Source organism: Alloprevotella sp. OH1205_COT-284, from assembly GCF_003859795.1.
Lineage (GTDB): Bacteria > Bacteroidota > Bacteroidia > Bacteroidales > Bacteroidaceae > Alloprevotella.
This window is the reverse complement of the sequence record NZ_RQYI01000039.1, coordinates 1-16,320: the sequence shown is the minus strand read 5'-3', so window position 1 is coordinate 16,320 and position 16,320 is coordinate 1. Positions and strand designations below refer to the sequence as shown.

General features: G+C 45.7%; 14 protein-coding genes and 1 tRNA gene. 3 read left to right on the top strand and 12 right to left on the bottom strand.

The window, feature by feature from the left end; genetic code table 11:
• Positions 1–471: 471 nt before the first annotated feature.
• Entirely contained in the window at positions 472–1,014 is a 543-nt protein-coding gene (locus tag EII14_RS08405) for a DJ-1 family glyoxalase III (protein WP_124932090.1), read from the bottom strand.
• 50 nt (positions 1,015–1,064) lie between these two features.
• The gene (locus EII14_RS08400) at positions 1,065–1,802 is read right to left on the bottom strand and encodes a pyridoxine 5'-phosphate synthase (RefSeq protein WP_124932089.1); all 738 of its coding nucleotides are present in this window, start codon (positions 1,800–1,802) and stop codon (positions 1,065–1,067) included.
• A 141-nt stretch (positions 1,803–1,943) separates the two neighbouring features.
• Here EII14_RS08400 and EII14_RS08395 point away from each other — a divergent pair, with 141 nt between their 5' ends.
• Both EII14_RS08395 and EII14_RS08390 read left to right on the top strand, forming a co-directional pair.
• The gene (locus EII14_RS08395) at positions 1,944–2,840 is read left to right on the top strand and encodes an NAD kinase (protein ID WP_124932088.1); all 897 of its coding nucleotides are present in this window, start codon (positions 1,944–1,946) and stop codon (positions 2,838–2,840) included.
• A gap of 88 nt (positions 2,841–2,928) precedes the next feature.
• Positions 2,929–4,620, top strand: a complete 1,692-nt coding sequence (locus EII14_RS08390) for an ABC transporter ATP-binding protein (protein WP_124932087.1) — start codon at positions 2,929–2,931, stop codon at positions 4,618–4,620.
• A gap of 123 nt (positions 4,621–4,743) precedes the next feature.
• Here the strand turns inward: EII14_RS08390 and EII14_RS08385 are convergent, their stop codons facing one another.
• Entirely contained in the window at positions 4,744–4,953 is a 210-nt protein-coding gene (locus tag EII14_RS08385; RefSeq protein WP_124932086.1) for a hypothetical protein, read from the bottom strand.
• Positions 4,954–4,973: 20 nt separating this feature from the next.
• Positions 4,974–6,158, bottom strand: a complete 1,185-nt coding sequence (locus tag EII14_RS08380; RefSeq protein ID WP_124932085.1) for a phosphoribosylaminoimidazolecarboxamide formyltransferase — start codon at positions 6,156–6,158, stop codon at positions 4,974–4,976.
• A 116-nt stretch (positions 6,159–6,274) separates the two neighbouring features.
• Here EII14_RS08380 and EII14_RS08375 point away from each other — a divergent pair, with 116 nt between their 5' ends.
• Positions 6,275–7,525 (top strand): hypothetical protein, encoded by a 1,251-nt coding sequence (locus tag EII14_RS08375; RefSeq protein WP_124932084.1) that lies wholly within the window; start codon positions 6,275–6,277, stop codon positions 7,523–7,525.
• 1,050 nt (positions 7,526–8,575) lie between these two features.
• On the opposite strand, the gene EII14_RS08365 is transcribed toward EII14_RS08375, so the two are convergent.
• The 8 genes from EII14_RS08365 to EII14_RS08330 all read right to left on the bottom strand — a co-directional run bounded on the left by EII14_RS08365 (position 8,576) and on the right by EII14_RS08330 (position 15,811).
• Positions 8,576–8,648: transfer RNA gene (locus tag EII14_RS08365), tRNA-Pro, on the bottom strand.
• A gap of 79 nt (positions 8,649–8,727) precedes the next feature.
• Positions 8,728–9,795 carry a DUF1573 domain-containing protein gene (locus EII14_RS08360; RefSeq protein ID WP_124932083.1) on the bottom strand — a complete coding sequence of 356 codons (1,068 nt, stop codon included), beginning with the start codon at positions 9,793–9,795 and terminating at the stop codon, positions 8,728–8,730.
• A gap of 40 nt (positions 9,796–9,835) precedes the next feature.
• Positions 9,836–10,525: a DUF554 domain-containing protein gene (locus tag EII14_RS08355; protein ID WP_124932082.1), complete on the bottom strand. Its 690-nt coding sequence runs from the start codon at positions 10,523–10,525 to the stop codon at positions 9,836–9,838.
• 33 nt (positions 10,526–10,558) lie between these two features.
• Entirely contained in the window at positions 10,559–12,064 is a 1,506-nt protein-coding gene (locus EII14_RS08350) for an ATP-dependent RecD-like DNA helicase (RefSeq protein WP_124932081.1), read from the bottom strand.
• Complete coding sequence (locus EII14_RS08345) at positions 12,057–12,599, bottom strand: RsmD family RNA methyltransferase (RefSeq protein ID WP_124932080.1); 543 nt, start codon at positions 12,597–12,599, stop codon at positions 12,057–12,059. Before EII14_RS08345 ends, EII14_RS08350 begins: the two co-directional genes overlap by 8 nt.
• Complete coding sequence (locus tag EII14_RS08340) at positions 12,596–13,408, bottom strand: DUF3822 family protein (protein WP_124932079.1); 813 nt, start codon at positions 13,406–13,408, stop codon at positions 12,596–12,598. Before EII14_RS08340 ends, EII14_RS08345 begins: the two co-directional genes overlap by 4 nt.
• Positions 13,409–13,424: 16 nt before the next feature.
• Positions 13,425–13,820, bottom strand: a complete 396-nt coding sequence (locus EII14_RS08335) for a VanZ family protein (protein ID WP_124932078.1) — start codon at positions 13,818–13,820, stop codon at positions 13,425–13,427.
• A gap of 209 nt (positions 13,821–14,029) precedes the next feature.
• Complete coding sequence (locus tag EII14_RS08330) at positions 14,030–15,811, bottom strand: biotin/lipoyl-binding protein (protein WP_124932077.1); 1,782 nt, start codon at positions 15,809–15,811, stop codon at positions 14,030–14,032.
• Positions 15,812–16,320: the final 509 nt, after the last annotated feature.

The window sequence follows — 16,320 nt, the reverse complement described above, 5'->3', positions numbered from 1 at the left end:
GGATTGTGTAGGGATTGGAAAGTACCGGTTTACCTATTTCTCTACTTTCACAAAAGGTTATTATTATACTGATTATCTGCTCGTATGAGACGAAAGAAATGTGGAAAAGAGAGAATTGTTTACGAACAGCTGATTGCTGATTTTCCGAAACTGCTAACAGGCATGTTTGAGAGAGGGTTACCAATTCTGCTGTTCACTATGCGAGCCCTCTGCAAAACTATTCTTTTTTATTGCTGTCCGGTAAAAAACTGAATCAACCTCAAAACTCGCTGTTATAAAGTAATTTACTTAATACAAAAAACTTTACCGGACAGCAATAAAAAAGAATAGTTTTGCAGAGATCTCGCAATATTTGAGAAACGGTGTTGTTTTTGTTCCTGGAAATTTTCCTTATGAAAAACGAGGATATGTCGTTGGTACGGCATATCCTCGTTGTAAAAAGCATTTCTAATTTATTCGTATTGGAAGCGGTTAAGTGAGTAACATACTGGTTTTGACTTGTGCCAAAGTGCTTGAATCAACAAAACGTGCAGCAATGGCAAAGGCAAAATCGGTGGCATAGGCAGGGCCTTTGGCCGTGATGATGTTTCCATCTTCGCAAACAGGGCTGTCTACGTATATCGCACCTCGCAACTCTTGTTCGAAGCCGGGATAGCAGGTTGCTCTTCGCCCGACCAAAAGGTCGCGTTTTCCCAAAATCATGGGAGCTGCACAAATGGCCGCAATGAGGGTGCGGCGTTCGTTGTGGAAAAGGAGAGATTTTCGAAGACCTTCATGGAGAGATAGGTTTTTGGCTCCGGGCATGCCGCCGGGCAAAATCAAACCTTGACTTTTGGTTGTTTCGCCTTTGCGAAACACTGTGTCTACCATGAGGGGAACCCCATGCGCGCCTCGAATCAAACGAGTACCGGTCACCGATACGGTGGTGACCTCTATACCGCATCGACGCAGAATGTCGATGGTGGTAAGGGCTTCTATTTCTTCAAAACCATCAGCTATAAAGATGTGAAGCATAATTTAGTAAAGAGTTTAGTAGTTTTCTGTTATATGAATTTGATTTTCTTCTAAATAGACGAATTTGACGTCGTCAAGTCGAGGCATTCAAGGTATTTCCGGATAGTTGTGGATAAACCCAGATAAAGCGCGTCGCAAATCAAAGCGTGACCGATGCTGACCTCTTTCAACCAAGGAATACTTTCCGCAAAAAAACGCAGGTTTTCCAAACTCAAATCGTGTCCGGCATTGACGCCCAAACCAAGAGTCTGACAATATTTCGCACATGCCAAATAGGGGGAAATGGCTCGATATTTGTCGTCTGTATATAGAGCTGCGTAGGGTTCGGTGTACAGCTCGATGCGGTCTGCTCCGAGATCGTGAGCATGAGCTGCCATTTCTTCAATGGGGTCGATGAAGATCGAAACTCGAATTCCAACATCTTTGAAACGAGAAACGATGGGGCGTAGAAAGTCTTTGTGGCGTTTGGTGTCCCAACCGGAATTGGAGGTAATTTGTTCCGGTGTGTCGGGTACAAGTGTAACTTGCGTCGGGCAGACTTCGCAAACCAAATTTACGAAATCCTCCGAGGGGTAACCTTCTATGTTGAACTCTGTGCCAATGGTGGTTGCAAGAGCTCTGACGTCACTTTTTCGAATGTGACGTTCGTCGGGACGTGGGTGTATTGTGATGCCTTGCGCTCCAAACTTCTCGCAGTCAATCGCAACGTTTAACACATCGGGATTGTTTCCTCCGCGAGCATTGCGAAGTGTGGCTACTTTATTGATGTTTACGCTTAGTTTAGTCATATTTCTTTGGTGCAAAAGACAAAAAAACGTACTTTTGCTATTGAAAGAATTGAGGTTATGCCTGTATTCTATTGCAAAAGTACAAAAACTTTTGAAATTCGGATTTTTCTCTATTGTTAAATATGATAAAGCATTGCGCTTATGAATGCTCCTTTGAAAAGGATTGCCATTTTTGGAAATAATTATCAAGCAGAAAAGAGCCGTCATGTTGAAGCCGTGATTCGTGCTTTATCGGAATTGGGCGTGGAGGTTGTCGTGGAGCGACGTTTTTTTGATTTTCTTAAAAACGAGTCTTCCCGAAGTGGTTTTCCGACTTCATGCACAATCCCTTTTCATGTTTCCGAATGTTCGGCCGATTTGGCGATTTCAATGGGTGGAGATGGCACGTTTCTCAATACGGCCGAGAAAGTGGCTCATCGGAAAATTCCCATTTTGGGTATAAATACGGGACGATTGGGTTTTTTGGCCGATGTCAGTCCCGACAATATCTCCGAAACCATGAAGAGAGTGGTATCCGGCAGTTTTGAAATCAAGGAAAGGAGATTGATAGAGGTATTGGTGGAGGAAAGAGATTTGGGAATTTATCCTTTTGCACTCAATGAAGTGGCCTTGTTGAAACACGACAACTCTTCTCTCATCGAAATCAACACTTCTGTTGACGGAGAGCTGCTTACCAACTACTTGGCTGATGGTCTTATCGTTTGTACGCCTACGGGGTCAACCGGCTATTCGCTTTCGGTGGGTGGTCCTGTGATGCACCCTCAATCTCCCACTTTTTGTTTATCGCCCATTGCACCTCATAGTTTGACGATGCGTCCCGTCGTGTTGCGAGATGAAGTCGTGATTGATCTTCAAGTCAGAAGTCGCACGGGAAGTTTCCTTATTGCCATTGACGGAAGAAGCAAAAGTTTGCCCGAAGGGACAAGGATACGTTTGAAGAAAGCAGAACATACGCTTTCCGTCGTAAAAATGGGGAGAAAGGATTTCTTCTATAAATTGCGTGAGAAAATGATGTGGGGAAAAGATCGCCGGAGCTGATTTTTCAGTTGCGATGCAAATATCTTAAAACAACAAATATGAGATTTCCTTTCGGGCTTATTTTTCAAAAAATGTGCATTCTGCGTTTATGGAGAAATTGTCTTCTTATTCCAAAATCTTGAAATGGCTTTTGAGCTATTGGGGAGAATTTCGTTTTCAAGCATTATTAAATCTGCTGATCGGCATTCTTTTTGTAGGGTTGAACCTCTCGTTTGTGGCTGCCACAAAGCTGACCATTGATATTGCCACGGGAGTAAATGGTGTGCTCGATCTTTGGCATGCCATATTTCTCCTGGTCGGCATTATGGCTGCACAAATCCTCTTAGCCTTGGGAAACCGCTGGATAAAGGCCGTTTTGGGCGTAAAGGCACAAAATCGAATGCAAGCGAAAGTTTTTTCTCGTTTGCTCCGTTGTGAGTGGATGAGTATTCGCCATTTTCACAGTGGCGATGTGCTCAATCGCATGCTCAAAGATGTTGGGAGCTTGGTTGATTTACTCACTGAGGATTTTCCTTCTTTTGTTACGACGATTGTGCAGTTTTGCGGTGCTTTTCTTTTTCTCTACTTTATGGACGAAACCTTGGCATTGGTCGTTGTCGTGGTCATGCCCTTTTTTCTTCTTATCAGTAAGCTCTATATTCGAAAAATGCGTCGTCTTACTCACGATGTTCGTGAGTCGGAAAGCCGTGTGCAAAGTTTGTTACAAGAAAGTTTGCAGCATTCGCTCGTCATCAAAACTCTCGAACGTGTAGACTATATGGTGCAGGGCTTGGGAGAAATGCACACACGGCTGCGAGGCCGTGTGGTAGAAAAAACTTATTATTCGAGCATTTCTTCGACTCTGATGAGCTTGGGATTTTCCGTCGGCTATTTACTCACATTCGGTTGGGGAGTTTTTCAGCTTAAATCGGGAGCCATCACCTATGGAGCGATGCTGGCATTCATTCAATTGGTCGGACAGATTCAAACTCCGGTTCGCAATCTTTCGAAATACATCCCGATTTTTATCAATTCTGCCACGGCCTGTGAACGGCTCATGGAATTAGAGGCACTCCCTTTGGAGGAAGAAATGACGGAAACGAAGAGTTCTCAAAAAGAACTTGTAAAAGTTTCTTCTCTTGGCCTTCGTTTGGAAAATGTGGATTATCAATATACGCCAACGTCACGTGCCGTGCTCAAAAACTTTTCTTATGACTTTTTTCCGGGCAGTGTGACGGTTGTGACGGGAGAAACAGGAGCAGGTAAAACGACTCTTATTCGCTTGCTCATGTCGTTGCTCAAACCAATGTCGGGAAATATCAGCCTTGTTTCAAAGGAAGGAGAGGTTAGTCCTCTTGCTGTGCAACATCGGTCTTGTTTTGCTTATATTCCGCAGGGTAACACCTTGCTGTCAGGGACCATTCGGGAAAACCTCTTATTGGGAGATCCCGATGCCACGGAAGAGATGATGTTTGATGTATTGAAAGTGGCCGCCGCCGATTTTGTGAGCACACTGCCTTTGGGATTAGATACGCCTTGCACTGAGCAGGGAGGAGGACTTTCGGAAGGGCAGGCACAACGCATTTGTATCGCGAGAGCTTTGTTGCGCCGATCGCCCATTGTGCTCCTTGATGAATGTACCTCTGCACTCGATGCCGCTACGGAAGAGAAGGTGATAGAACGTATCATTGCGCATTGCAAGGGGCAGACGCTCATTTTTATTACTCATCGTCCGGCTGTTTTGCGATATGCAAATCGACAGCTTCATCTTTCTCGTACGGATTTGCAGAAATCTCTTTAACTGAAATCGCCGCATAAGAAGCTTTTTCTGAATTGTGGCTGTTTCATATTGACCGAAATGAAAAATCGGTGGCGGAATCGTTTATGTCATTCCGCCACCGATTGTATAAGGAAGATGCGTGGTTTACTTATTTTTATGCCGATTGGCGCGCCGTTGTCGGATTTCCGCTTTTTTCTTGGCCGACCCCGACTTATGAAGTCCGGTGATATAGGTCTTCTTTTTGGCTTTGGTTTTCACCTTTTCTTCGGCCGGTTTACGTAGTTTCGTTCCTTTGAAAGTTATGCCGACCATCATGGCTGTGGTGATTTCCTCTTCGCTGACGTTGCGTGCCATAGTGTTATGATATGAAAATATTAGTGATGAAATAGGCGAATGCCGGTGAAGGCCATTGCGATATTGTATTTATTGCAGGTTTCAATGACATGGTCGTCGCGGACGGAGCCTCCGGCTTGTGCCACATATTGTACTCCACTGCGATGAGCCCGTTCGATATTGTCGCCAAAGGGGAAGAAAGCGTCCGACCCGAGAGATACGCCCGTGTTTTGTGCAATCCATTCCTTTCTCTCTTCGTTCGTGAGTGGTTGTGGGCGTTCTGTGAAGAAGTGTTGCCAAAGCCCTTCGGCCAAAACATCATTGCAATCGTCGGAGATGTAAATGTCGATGGTGTTGTCGCGATCGGCACGGCGGATGTTCGGCACAAAGGGCAGGTTCATCACTTTGGGATGTTGTCGCAACCACCAAATGTCGGCTTTTTGTCCCGCCAATCGTGTGCAATGAATGCGGCTTTGCTGTCCGGCTCCGATGCCTATGGCTTGTCCGTCTTTGACATAACACACGGAATTCGACTGCGTGTATTTCAACGTGATGAGCGCGATCATCAGATCTCTGCGTGCTGCTGCCGGAAAATCCTTATTTTCAGTAGGAATATGAGAGAACAGCTCCCCTGTGGTGAGGTCTATTTCGTTGCGCCCTTGTTCGAATGTCACTCCAAACACTTGTTTTCGCTCAATGGGGGATGGGTAAAAATCGGGATTTATTTTCAGTACGCAATAAGTTCCTTTGCGTTTTTCGCGCAAGATTTGAAGGGCCTCAGGGGTAAAATCGGGAGCGATGATTCCGTCGCTCACTTCTCTTTTGATGAGCAAAGCCGTAGCTTCATCGCAAGTGTCGGAAAGAGCGATGAAGTCGCCGTAGCTCGACATGCGGTCGGCTCCGCGTGCGCGAGCATAGGCCGTGGCTATGGGAGAAAGTGGAAGGGCAATGTCGTCGCAGAAGTAGATTTTGCGAAGGGTTTCGCTCATTGGTTCGCCTACGGCGGCTCCGGCCGGCGAAACGTGTTTAAACGAAGTGGCGGCCGGAAGTCCGGTGGCGGCTTTGAGTTCGCGCACCAACTGCCACCCGTTGAGAGCATCGAGGAAATTGATGTAGCCGGGACGTCCGGAGAGCACCTCAATGGGCAGTTCGCCTCCGTCTTCCATGTAGATCCGGGAAGGTTTTTGATTGGGGTTGCAACCATACTTCAAGGCCAGTTCTTTCATAACGAATAAGGGGTTTGAGAGTGAAATGATGGACAAAGATAAAAAGATGTGTGCGAAAGGCCAAATAAACCTCTTTTTTTTGCTTTGGCCATAAAATAAAATGTTAATTTTGCGACATGTACCACACACTCTTTCCCGATTACCTTACTTTGGAAGAAGGGCGCGATCGCCTTGAAGCCCAACGATTGATAGAAGCACTGCGAAAAGTGGGGCTTGAAGCATTGCAAACCAATGTCGAGCGAGCGACGGTTTTGCGTCGCCTTGGAGAAGAGGGGGTGGAAAGCGTTTATCACCTCTTGAATTTGCAGCGAAACGAAGTTGCAGAATGGCGGAATGTAGGGCAGGTGTTTCTTTATGTCATGGACGAAATGCGGGCAGAAGTGAAGCGCGATCCCGAAGCCGTGTTGAACCGTTGGCACAACGAATTGGCAGAGTTGGTGTTTCCGGAAGAGAAGAACGCGATAGAGGAGAAAATATCTTTCTGTGACCTGTCAAAGAAGAATTTTGAGAATGTACACTCCTCTTTTTGCTGCAATGAAACGATGATGTGCATTGGCGAGGTGGAACAAGCCTTTGTCGAGATCATCGGCGTCTTGGAGCGTCGTTGGGCGCATGGCGGAGAAGTTTTAAGACGATATTTCTTGGAAAACCTTTCCGTGAAGACCCTTGTTCGTGTTTTGGGGTTGTCTTCTTCCGCTGCATTGTATCGCCTTGTAGAACGTCGTTTCTTACGCCCGTTGCTCGATGGAGGTCAGGTTTACAAATTGAGTTTAAGCCGTGATTTCTTGCAAAAGATGAACATCTTGCGGAAAGAATTGCTCTATCGTCCTGTGAACGTGCTTGAAGCCTTGCAACGAATGTCGCCTGAGCGTTTTCTGTTTTTAATGAATATGACCTTGCTGTCGAGAACAGTGTCCGACAGAGTGTGGAGCTGTGATTTTATTGTGCCTCGCGGAGAAGTGCAATCCACTCGTCGCGTGCTCCATGCGTTGATAAATGAATTGCAATTGCGTCCCGACTTTTCTACTCGAAAGAGCATCCGTATGGCCTTGGGGAAAGACGACAGGCATCCCTCTTTCAATGGATTGTTGAAACATCATCCGTGGATAGAGCGTTTGCAACATAATTATCGATTGATGAGTCCGCAACTGATGTATGATTTTTGTAGAATTGCCCGAATTTTGTGTGACACGCCCGAAGCCTTATCCGCACAAGAGATATTGATGAAATATGAACGCCGGTATCTCGAACGACCGAAACGTATTTCTTTGCATTGGGTGAAGCTGCGCTATCCCCAAGTTGTGGCTTTGAAACGAGGAGTTTGGCACTGGCAAGTCGCCACTTCCAAGGATGTTGTCTCAACATGAAGCGTGGGAAATCGTTATAGAGCCGAAATCTCTACACTTCAAGACCGCTTTTATTTTCTCCGCATAATATTCTTCGTGATATGGCTCAAACGCATTTTCGCTACGCATCAAAAGTTTTTTAGAGGGAAGAAGACACATTGATGTGGGCTGTTCCAATGTTTTTTTCGTAAAAACGTCGAAAAACATACACTGAGCCTTTCATTTTTCTGGATTTCAGTGATATACGAGTGTAGACAAGTAACTTATCCATATACATGGAAAGAGGTTAAGTCGATGATACACAGATAAAAATGAATGTAGACAGTTTTTCCGAAAACCTACACAACCAACATGAACGATTTCGGGCATCTGCCGCTTTCTCGGTGCAGTGTGTAGGTTGTGACAACGAATGTAGTTATTTTTTTGCTCTACATACATTCGCAACATGCTGAATATCTATCATTTGCAAATATAATGTAGGTTATGTAGACAAAAAGAAGAAAAAGTCTTGGCAAGGGCGAGAAGTTGGGGTTTCTACGCGGAATGGCCTTGCCTCCTCTTCGGTTTGTCCGGATATTCTTAAAGTGTTGGAACGCATCTTTACAAAAAGGGGGAGTGCAAACGGAGTAACGAGTAGGAAAAACTACTCGTTACTTAAAAATTTCTGCTCGTTATGCAGGAAAATCTATCACTGTACTTTCCAAATCGAAGTGCAACAAATAGCCTTATTTTTCATGGTTTCTAATCTATGAAAAACACCGCGGATTTGCCTCGCGGCCGGGGCGCGTAGCCCCGAAGAGCGATACCGGCAATGCAAAAAAGGAGCCCCCATTGAGGACTCCCTGAGATTAATTATCTTTGTATTGCGATGTATAAACAACTAACCTCAGAGCGAAGGTCGCAACTCTTTGCCTTACTACAAAGAAAATGCCCAAGAAAAGAGATTGCACGTATCGTGGGCATATTGCTGTTTTTAGGTGCTATAAGCAATAATGACAGAATTATTGGATTTTCCGCCTCTAAAAGAAAAAGAGTCTAACACACTATAAAAACGTGTTAGACCACTAATTGTCGGAAAGAGGCGACTCGAACGCCCGACCCCTACGTCCCGAACGTAGTGCGCTACCAACTGCGCTACTTTCCGATGGTTTGTAAAAGATTATTGCAAATCAGCTTTGCGAGTGCAAAGGTAATATATTTTTGCGGACTGACGAAATCTTTACTTACTTTTTCAACATTACGTCGATCGTAATCTTAGGACGAGAAGGATCGTTGGTGATCATCAGCACTCGGCGACGACCTCTGAAAAGATCAAAAGCCGAAGATGCCGAGATTTTCAATTTGATGGTTTCACCGGGTTTTATGGTCGATTTCGGCAAAGACACACCTATGCCGGGATTGTAAACTTGCAAAGTAGTGATTTTCAAAAGTGATTTTCCGCGATTGGTCAGCAGAAGGCGTGCTGTCAGCTTTTTCTTTCCGGAAAAACTACCCAAATCCACCAAAGTATCGATGACAGCGACAGGGGCTTGAATGCGTTGCGCTTCGGTGCAAGTTGTTTGCGGCAATAAAGTGGCGGACACTTCTATTTCGTTGTCTTTGCTAACTTTATCTCCGGAGTATCTGGCCAAATAAACACTAGTCTGTGTCAATCCCATGGTATGCAATTCGTTGCTATTCAATTGCAGACGTATTTTTCCCATTTTTCCGGGACGCACGACTTCCGGATCAGTGTAAGCCATGAGATATTTCGGAAGGTGCATCAATTCCGGCACAAAATTCTTCTTGCCTTCGTTGAAAACAAGAATTGTTTTTTCCGGCTGTTCACCGCGATTGATGTCGTCAAACTCGACATTATCCGTAGAGAGGCGGATGTCGCCGACTTGATAAGGGAATTCTTTTTGCAGATTACGCACTTCCGTGAGCACACGCCCTGAAAAAGTCAATATTCGGACAACGGTGTCGGCATCGGTACGTACAAGAATTTGCTCCGAGAAAGTACCGAGTGTCGCAGCATTGTAAGTAGCTTCAATCTCATAAGTGGAATCGGGAGCCACAGCCTGTTCGGGAAACGAGATACGAGTGCAACCGCAATCGGAGTCGGCCGAAAGAATGCGAAAAGAAGAAGGCGTATCGTTTTTAAGTTGAAAGCGAATTTTCTTCTCTACTTTCCATGGGATGTCTCCCAAAGCAACCTCTTTCTCCCAATGATGCAACGGACGATCGGCTTGAAGTGAAAGAGGAAATAAGGTCGAGAAAAAAAACAGAATCAATATTGAATAGGCTTTCATGTGTGAATGTGGATATTTTTGCAAAAATAAGAATTTTCTCTCAAAGTCCGAGTAGACTTTTGCAGAAAAAGAACAACATCGGAAGAAAGAGTGCGGGAAGCAGATTGATGGTCTTACAATCTTTGATATTCATCACTCCCAAACCCGCGGCAGCTATTAATACTCCACCCACGATGGAAACTTCTGCAATGAGTTCTTCCGAGATGAAATCGGCCGACACTTTCGCGATGCCGTATATCGTTCCCTGCCAAGCAAAAACAAAGATGGCGGCCACACACGTCCAAAACCCGTAGCTCGATGCCACGACTATCATCGTTACGAGATTGAGCGTGGCGGCCGTCATCAAATAAGTATCATCGCCTTTTAGCGCAGAAAGCACTGGCCCCATCATGGAAAGTGTGCCGACACAGCAAAACAACACCGCGGTGGTAATGCCTTCGGCCAAATTGCTCCCTTCGGCCGACATTCGTCTTGTGGCCGACTCCAAACGTTGATCTAATCTTAACATCGTTCCCAAGAGTCCTCCCAAAGCCAGGCAAAAAATGAATAACACTGGCAGACTGCTTTGTGCCATACTGCTCATGGCCACTTTTATGCCCAATACGAGAGCAGCCAGCCCCATCGCCGTATTCAAAACGGTGATGTATTTTGTACGAATACCACGTTTGGCCAAAGCGCCAATGGCACTACCGACAATAACGGCAAGAGCGTTGATGATGATTGCTGTCATGGGAAGAAGGGGGTAAGAATTGGGTGATGCTGATCAAGAAGTTCTTTCTATCGTTTGTGCTTTCGGCCAATTGACCAAATATAAGTTGGCAGAAGTCCGTGTGAAAGCCGTATACAACCACCGCAAATAAGCAATGGGGTCAGTTTCGTCGGGGATATAACCCTGATCAACATACACTTCGTGCCATTGTCCGCCTTGTGCCTTGTGACACGTCACGGCATAAGCATATTTTATTTGCAACGCATTATAATACGGATCGTTTCGTATGGCTTTCATACGCTCGCGCTTGTTTTTTATATCGGCATAGTCTGCATAAACCGCATCATAAAGCCGTTTCGACTCATCAGCAGTAAGAGAGGGGGATTCGGACTGTAATGTACGGAGAAGTATTCGACAATCCAATTCATAATCATCATAGTCTGTGAAACGAAGGGTGGCATCGGCAAATTCAAAACCATGCATTTCGTGGACATTGCGAAAAGCGACGACTTCGGCACAATCCCCATTGGCCACGAAACTCATCGGGATCGTTTCTCCTTCCGACAAGCCTGCCGCAGCTTGGGCTATCCAAAAATAATTATTTTTCACCGCCATAATCAAATCGCCTCTTGTCAGCGGATCTTCTCGATCGAATATGCGCGAACGAATACCGTTGTTGTAAATATTGGCGCGTTTGTTGCTCCGCGTCACGACAATCGTGTCGTGCGTTCCCCAATTTCGATAGCTTGTTTCGAGTGCCTCGATCAATTCGTCGCCCGGCATGACACGAACTTCACTTTTTTCGCCTACCGAGATAAGCGGCCACCCATTTTCGTTCACTTGATGCTCTTCCGATGCGCCGTCGTGCGGATTTAATCCGAAAGAGCCGTGCAATCCGATATGCTGCCGCAAACGTGTGGCGTTGTGCAACACAGAGGAACTCTCAGTCTGCCTCACCACTTCCGTCAGTTCGGCCATACGCACATGAAGTCCATAAGAACGAAGAATGTCTGCCTGCAACGCCGGGCTGTCGTCTTCACCCACCGGGGGAAGCTGCGCCGTGTCGCCTACGAACATCAATCGACAACCAAGTCCGGCATAAACAAATTCTATCAAATCGTCCAAGAGCATCCCGGTGCCGAATATGGAGTTCCCACCTTGATTGGAAACCATGGAAGCCTCATCCACAATAAACAATGCCTCTTTTGAAGCATTCCATCCCTTTCGAAAAAGAGTATCTTCCCCGTTGAAAGAGTCTTGACGATAAATTACTTTGTGAATGGTGTAGGCCGGCAAACCGGCGTGCTGCGAAAAGACCTTGGCCGCACGCCCCGTAGGAGCGAGCAAAACCACCGGGCGTTCAAGCCTGCGCCACACACGCACAACGGCTGCCACCAATGACGTTTTCCCCGTGCCGGCATAACCTCTTAAAATAAATGCTTGGTCGGTGCGCGGATCACTCAAAAAATCACCTATGGTTACCACCGCTTCGGCTTGCAACGGAGTAAAATCATGTGGAAATTCGGTCGCAATATGTTGTGCAAAAAGGCGACTAATCATTTTCTTTACGGAAAAAAGAGAAGTTTACAGAACCATAAGCACGATGCTCCAAAAAGTCCCGTCGATCCGAGAAATCAAGATCTCTGCCATGCTCCAACACAAATAATCCTCCGGACTTCAATATCCCACTCTGCATCACTCGATCGGGCAATTCCCGCAATTCTCTGAGTGCATAGGGCGGATCGGCAAAAACAAGTTCGAAAGTTTTAGGAGATTTGGCTATATACTTCAACGCATCGCCGCACAAAGGCACGGCGGCACTGTCATCAAGAGAACGCAGCATTTTGAGGAGATAAGAAAAATGGCTTCGATCACGCTCCACACACACCACTTCCAGACATCCTCTCGACAACAGTTCAAGCGTGATACTACCGGTTCCGGCAAAGAGATCGAGGGCATGGATTTCCTCAAAATCAAGATAAGCCCGAAGCACATTAAATAGATTTTCTTTGGCGAAGTCGGTCGTGGGACGTGCCTTGAAATTACGCGGCACATCGAAGTGTTTTCCTTTATACTTACCGGTGATAACTCTCATTTGGTCAAAATATGATTCACTAAATCAAAAGGGGCATTTGGAATGGTGGCCAAAGGATGACGATTGAAGACGGCGGAAGCGCGCAGCAGTCCCACGTTTTTCACAAAACGTTCCAACTCCCCAGAAACGGTCTGACATTTTTCTTCTGTTCCACACAACGTGAAAGGTGTTTGCGTCAATTCCAAACCTAAATTTTGTGCCACATTGAGTGCATAATAGGTCACATCGGAATGCCCTCTGATTTCAAAGGAATTCAACAACAAGAGTTGATATCCTTCATAGACAATTACATCCAAACGAGCATCGCAACAGTGCAAATAAACTCTTCTGCGATGTTGAGGATGTATTTTTTCGGAAAAGGATTTTAATACATTGGTTAGTGCCGAGACATAATGCACCTCTTCCCCAAACTCATCTTCAATGGCTTGACATACATTTTCTTCCAATGCAAAAATCAGTACGGCGTTGGAGAATGGTAACATGTCGTAGAACACTCGAAGCGCAACGTGCTCCCTTCGCTCACCGACGACACTGAAATGATAGAAATCTTCGCACATCTCCTCCTCAAACTCTGAAATCGGCACAAGCGTGACGGGAGAAGTCACCAAGACTTCCATACGTTGTTTTTCTTGAAATTCGATGTGTGAAGCACGAATTTCCCGCAAATTCATCTCCAAGCTGGTTGAAGGGCGCAGTTTGCGATGTTCGAAAGGAAATCTTTCCGACAACTCTTCCGGAAATTCTGTTTTTTCGCCCGGTCTTTTATAGAAAAGGGTAAGATGACTGTCGTCCAATCGAAGAAAAAGCATATACCGATATTTAAGATTAAAAAGAAGAGGGGTGTGTTTTGAAAAAATGCTGCAATCCCCACCCGAAAGGAAGAGATATCAATACGCCAAAAGCGTTGGCCAAAAAGTCTGTAAAATCACCATTGCGAGAGGTTGTTAAACAAGCCTGACATACTTCTATCAATCCTCCCAACAAAATTGGAAACAAAAAGCAGACCAAATAGTTTTGCAGGGGAAAACTGCCTCCTCTGTTACGATGTACCGTTTCGCCCCACAACACGGAAGCATACCCCCAATACATCAGCACATGCGTATATTTATCAATGAAGCGCACATCTTGCAGAGGAGTTTCGGGAATAGGAACAAGACACACGACTCCGATAATCAAAGTCAGCATCACACTGAGTCTGAAATTCCATAAACTATTCAGCATGATCGGTTCTGTTTGTTTTTATCGATTTTGAAGAAAAGACTTGGGAAAGTCAACATCTTGTTTCAAAAACAAATGTTCGCAGAAAGTATAGAAAAGCGCATTTGCTCTTTGAAAGCGAGAAATTGGGGAAGAAAAATCAAAAACCTTTGAGGCACTTTCTCCTTATTCGAAGAAAGCACACTCAAAGGCGTTGTGTTGAGGCAAGAAGGTTAGGCGCGCGGCGAACGTTCGATGTAGGCGATCACATCACCCTTCTGCACATGAGAACCTTGCTTTGCATTGATTTCCACGAGCGTTCCGCCGAGAGCGGCAGGAATTTCAAGAATTTTCCCAAATCCGTTTTCGATGTAGCAGAAAAAGTCTTTTTCGTTGTATTCCTTTCCAATAAAAGGCTCAATGGCTTTCACGCCCTCGGCATCTCCTCCGATTTCCCAAAGAACAATTCCGCTTTCGGGAGCCACGATGGCATCGGCTTTGGCATGCTTCAAAGCAGCTGCCTCTTCCGGGGTCATTCCCGAAGCATTAGCTTTGTCCTTGGCGGCTTGGAGATCGGCGAGGAAACGTTTTTTGGCCGCTCCGCTCTTATAGTCGCGATATTGAGTTTCGTGCATGGCAAACTCAAAGAGTTCTTCATCGTCCTGACCACGATCCCATCCGTTCTCTTCCATCTCCTTGATGAAGCGGTCGAGTTCGTCGGGATAGTTGGTTTGCGGATCTTCCGTAGTGAATTCATACCCTTTTTCTTTGGCCAAAGCCACGATTTCGGGATCGAGTTCTCCGGGCAGTTTACCGCTCTTGCCGAGGATCATTCCCCAAATAGAGTTGTCCATCATGGTATAGCGCGGCTTATCCATCGACTCGGTAAGAAGATTCATCAACGCAATGTTTTTGACATATTGGCTGAACGGAGTCACCAAAGGAGGGTAGCCCACACGCGGCCAAACATAAGCCACTTCGTCAAACAACTTAATGAGCAGTGCATCCTCCGAGAGGGGAGCTTCGCCTTTCTTCTCTCGATTGGCATTGATTGCGCTCATCACTCCCGTGAGGTCGGCCATCATTGAGCCCATCATTCCACCGGGCAAACCGCATCCCAAGAGGAGAGAAGACATGAGCTTGTTGTTATTGTTGATGAAATAGCCCAGCCATTCGTCGATAAATTCTTGGGTAAGTTTACGAGCTTCCATGTAAGCCTCCATGTTGATTTCTGGCACGTCGAAGCCTGCATTTTTAAGCATACTCTGCACCGAAATCACGTCGGGATGCACCTTTCCCCATGCCAAAGGTTCAATGGCCGTGTCAATGATGTCGCAACCATTGCGGCACACTTCAAGAATGGAAGCCATAGACAAGCCGGGGCCGGTGTGTCCGTGATATTCTATAATCACCTCCGGATGCTTTTCCTTGATCATTTTGCAGAGTTGTCCGAGCATGGCGGGCTGTCCGATGCCGGCCATGTCTTTCAAACAGATTTCGGGAGCACCGGCCGCGATGAGCTGATCGGCAATGTTGGCATAATACTCCGCCGTGTGAATGGGCGAAGTGGTGATGCAAAGCGTAGCCTGAGGTGTCATGCCGGCTTCGAGAGCATATTTAATGGACGGAATGATGTTGCGCACATCATTCAAACCACAAAAAATACGAGTAATGTCTGTTCCTTGTGCATGCTTTACTTTATACATCAGACGACGCACGTCGGAAGGCACGGGAAACATGCGCAATGCGTTGAGGCCGCGGTCAAGCATGTGGGTCTTTATTCCCACCTCGTTGAAAGGCTTGGTGAAAGCACGAACAGCTTCATTGGGATTTTCTCCACAAAGCAGGTTTACCTGTTCGAAGGCACCTCCATTGGTTTCCACACGGCTGAAACAGCCCATTTTGATAATCACCGGAGCGATGCGCTCCAACTGATCCTTTCGGGGTTGGAACTTACCGGAACTTTGGAACATATCGCGGTAAACCAACGAAAATTGAATTTTTCTTTTTTCCATATTCGAGAGAGGTAAATGCTATTCAGAATTGCACACTTATGTGTAATCGGTGCAAAAGTACGATATTCTTATCAATTAGCAAAATCATTCTCCAAGTAGTCGAAAGACGTTACCTCTTTTCGAGATTTTGCACAATAGAGGATGTCCTGATATTCGCAAAGTACAATGCAGAAAACGGGGGACGATTTGAACTGTTCAAGTTATGCGATAGGATGTGTAAGGGGATTGGTGTTGTCCGATAAAACGGAGCTTCCGCTGGCCCGGTAAAACTTCAATCAAACTCGAAATGGAGACCTCTGCAAAACTATTTTCTTTGTTTATTTTGTCAATTCTTTCTTTTTTTGTATCTTAACCCGATGAAGATTTCCCCCTGCTCCCAACTTAGTCTTGCCGACCAAATCGTTTCCGCTCGCAAAGTAAAAGGAGACCTCTGCAAAATCCCCTTATAAAATTGTCCAATCCGAGAAAAAGAACGGATTGGACAATTTTATAAGGGGATTTTGCAGAGG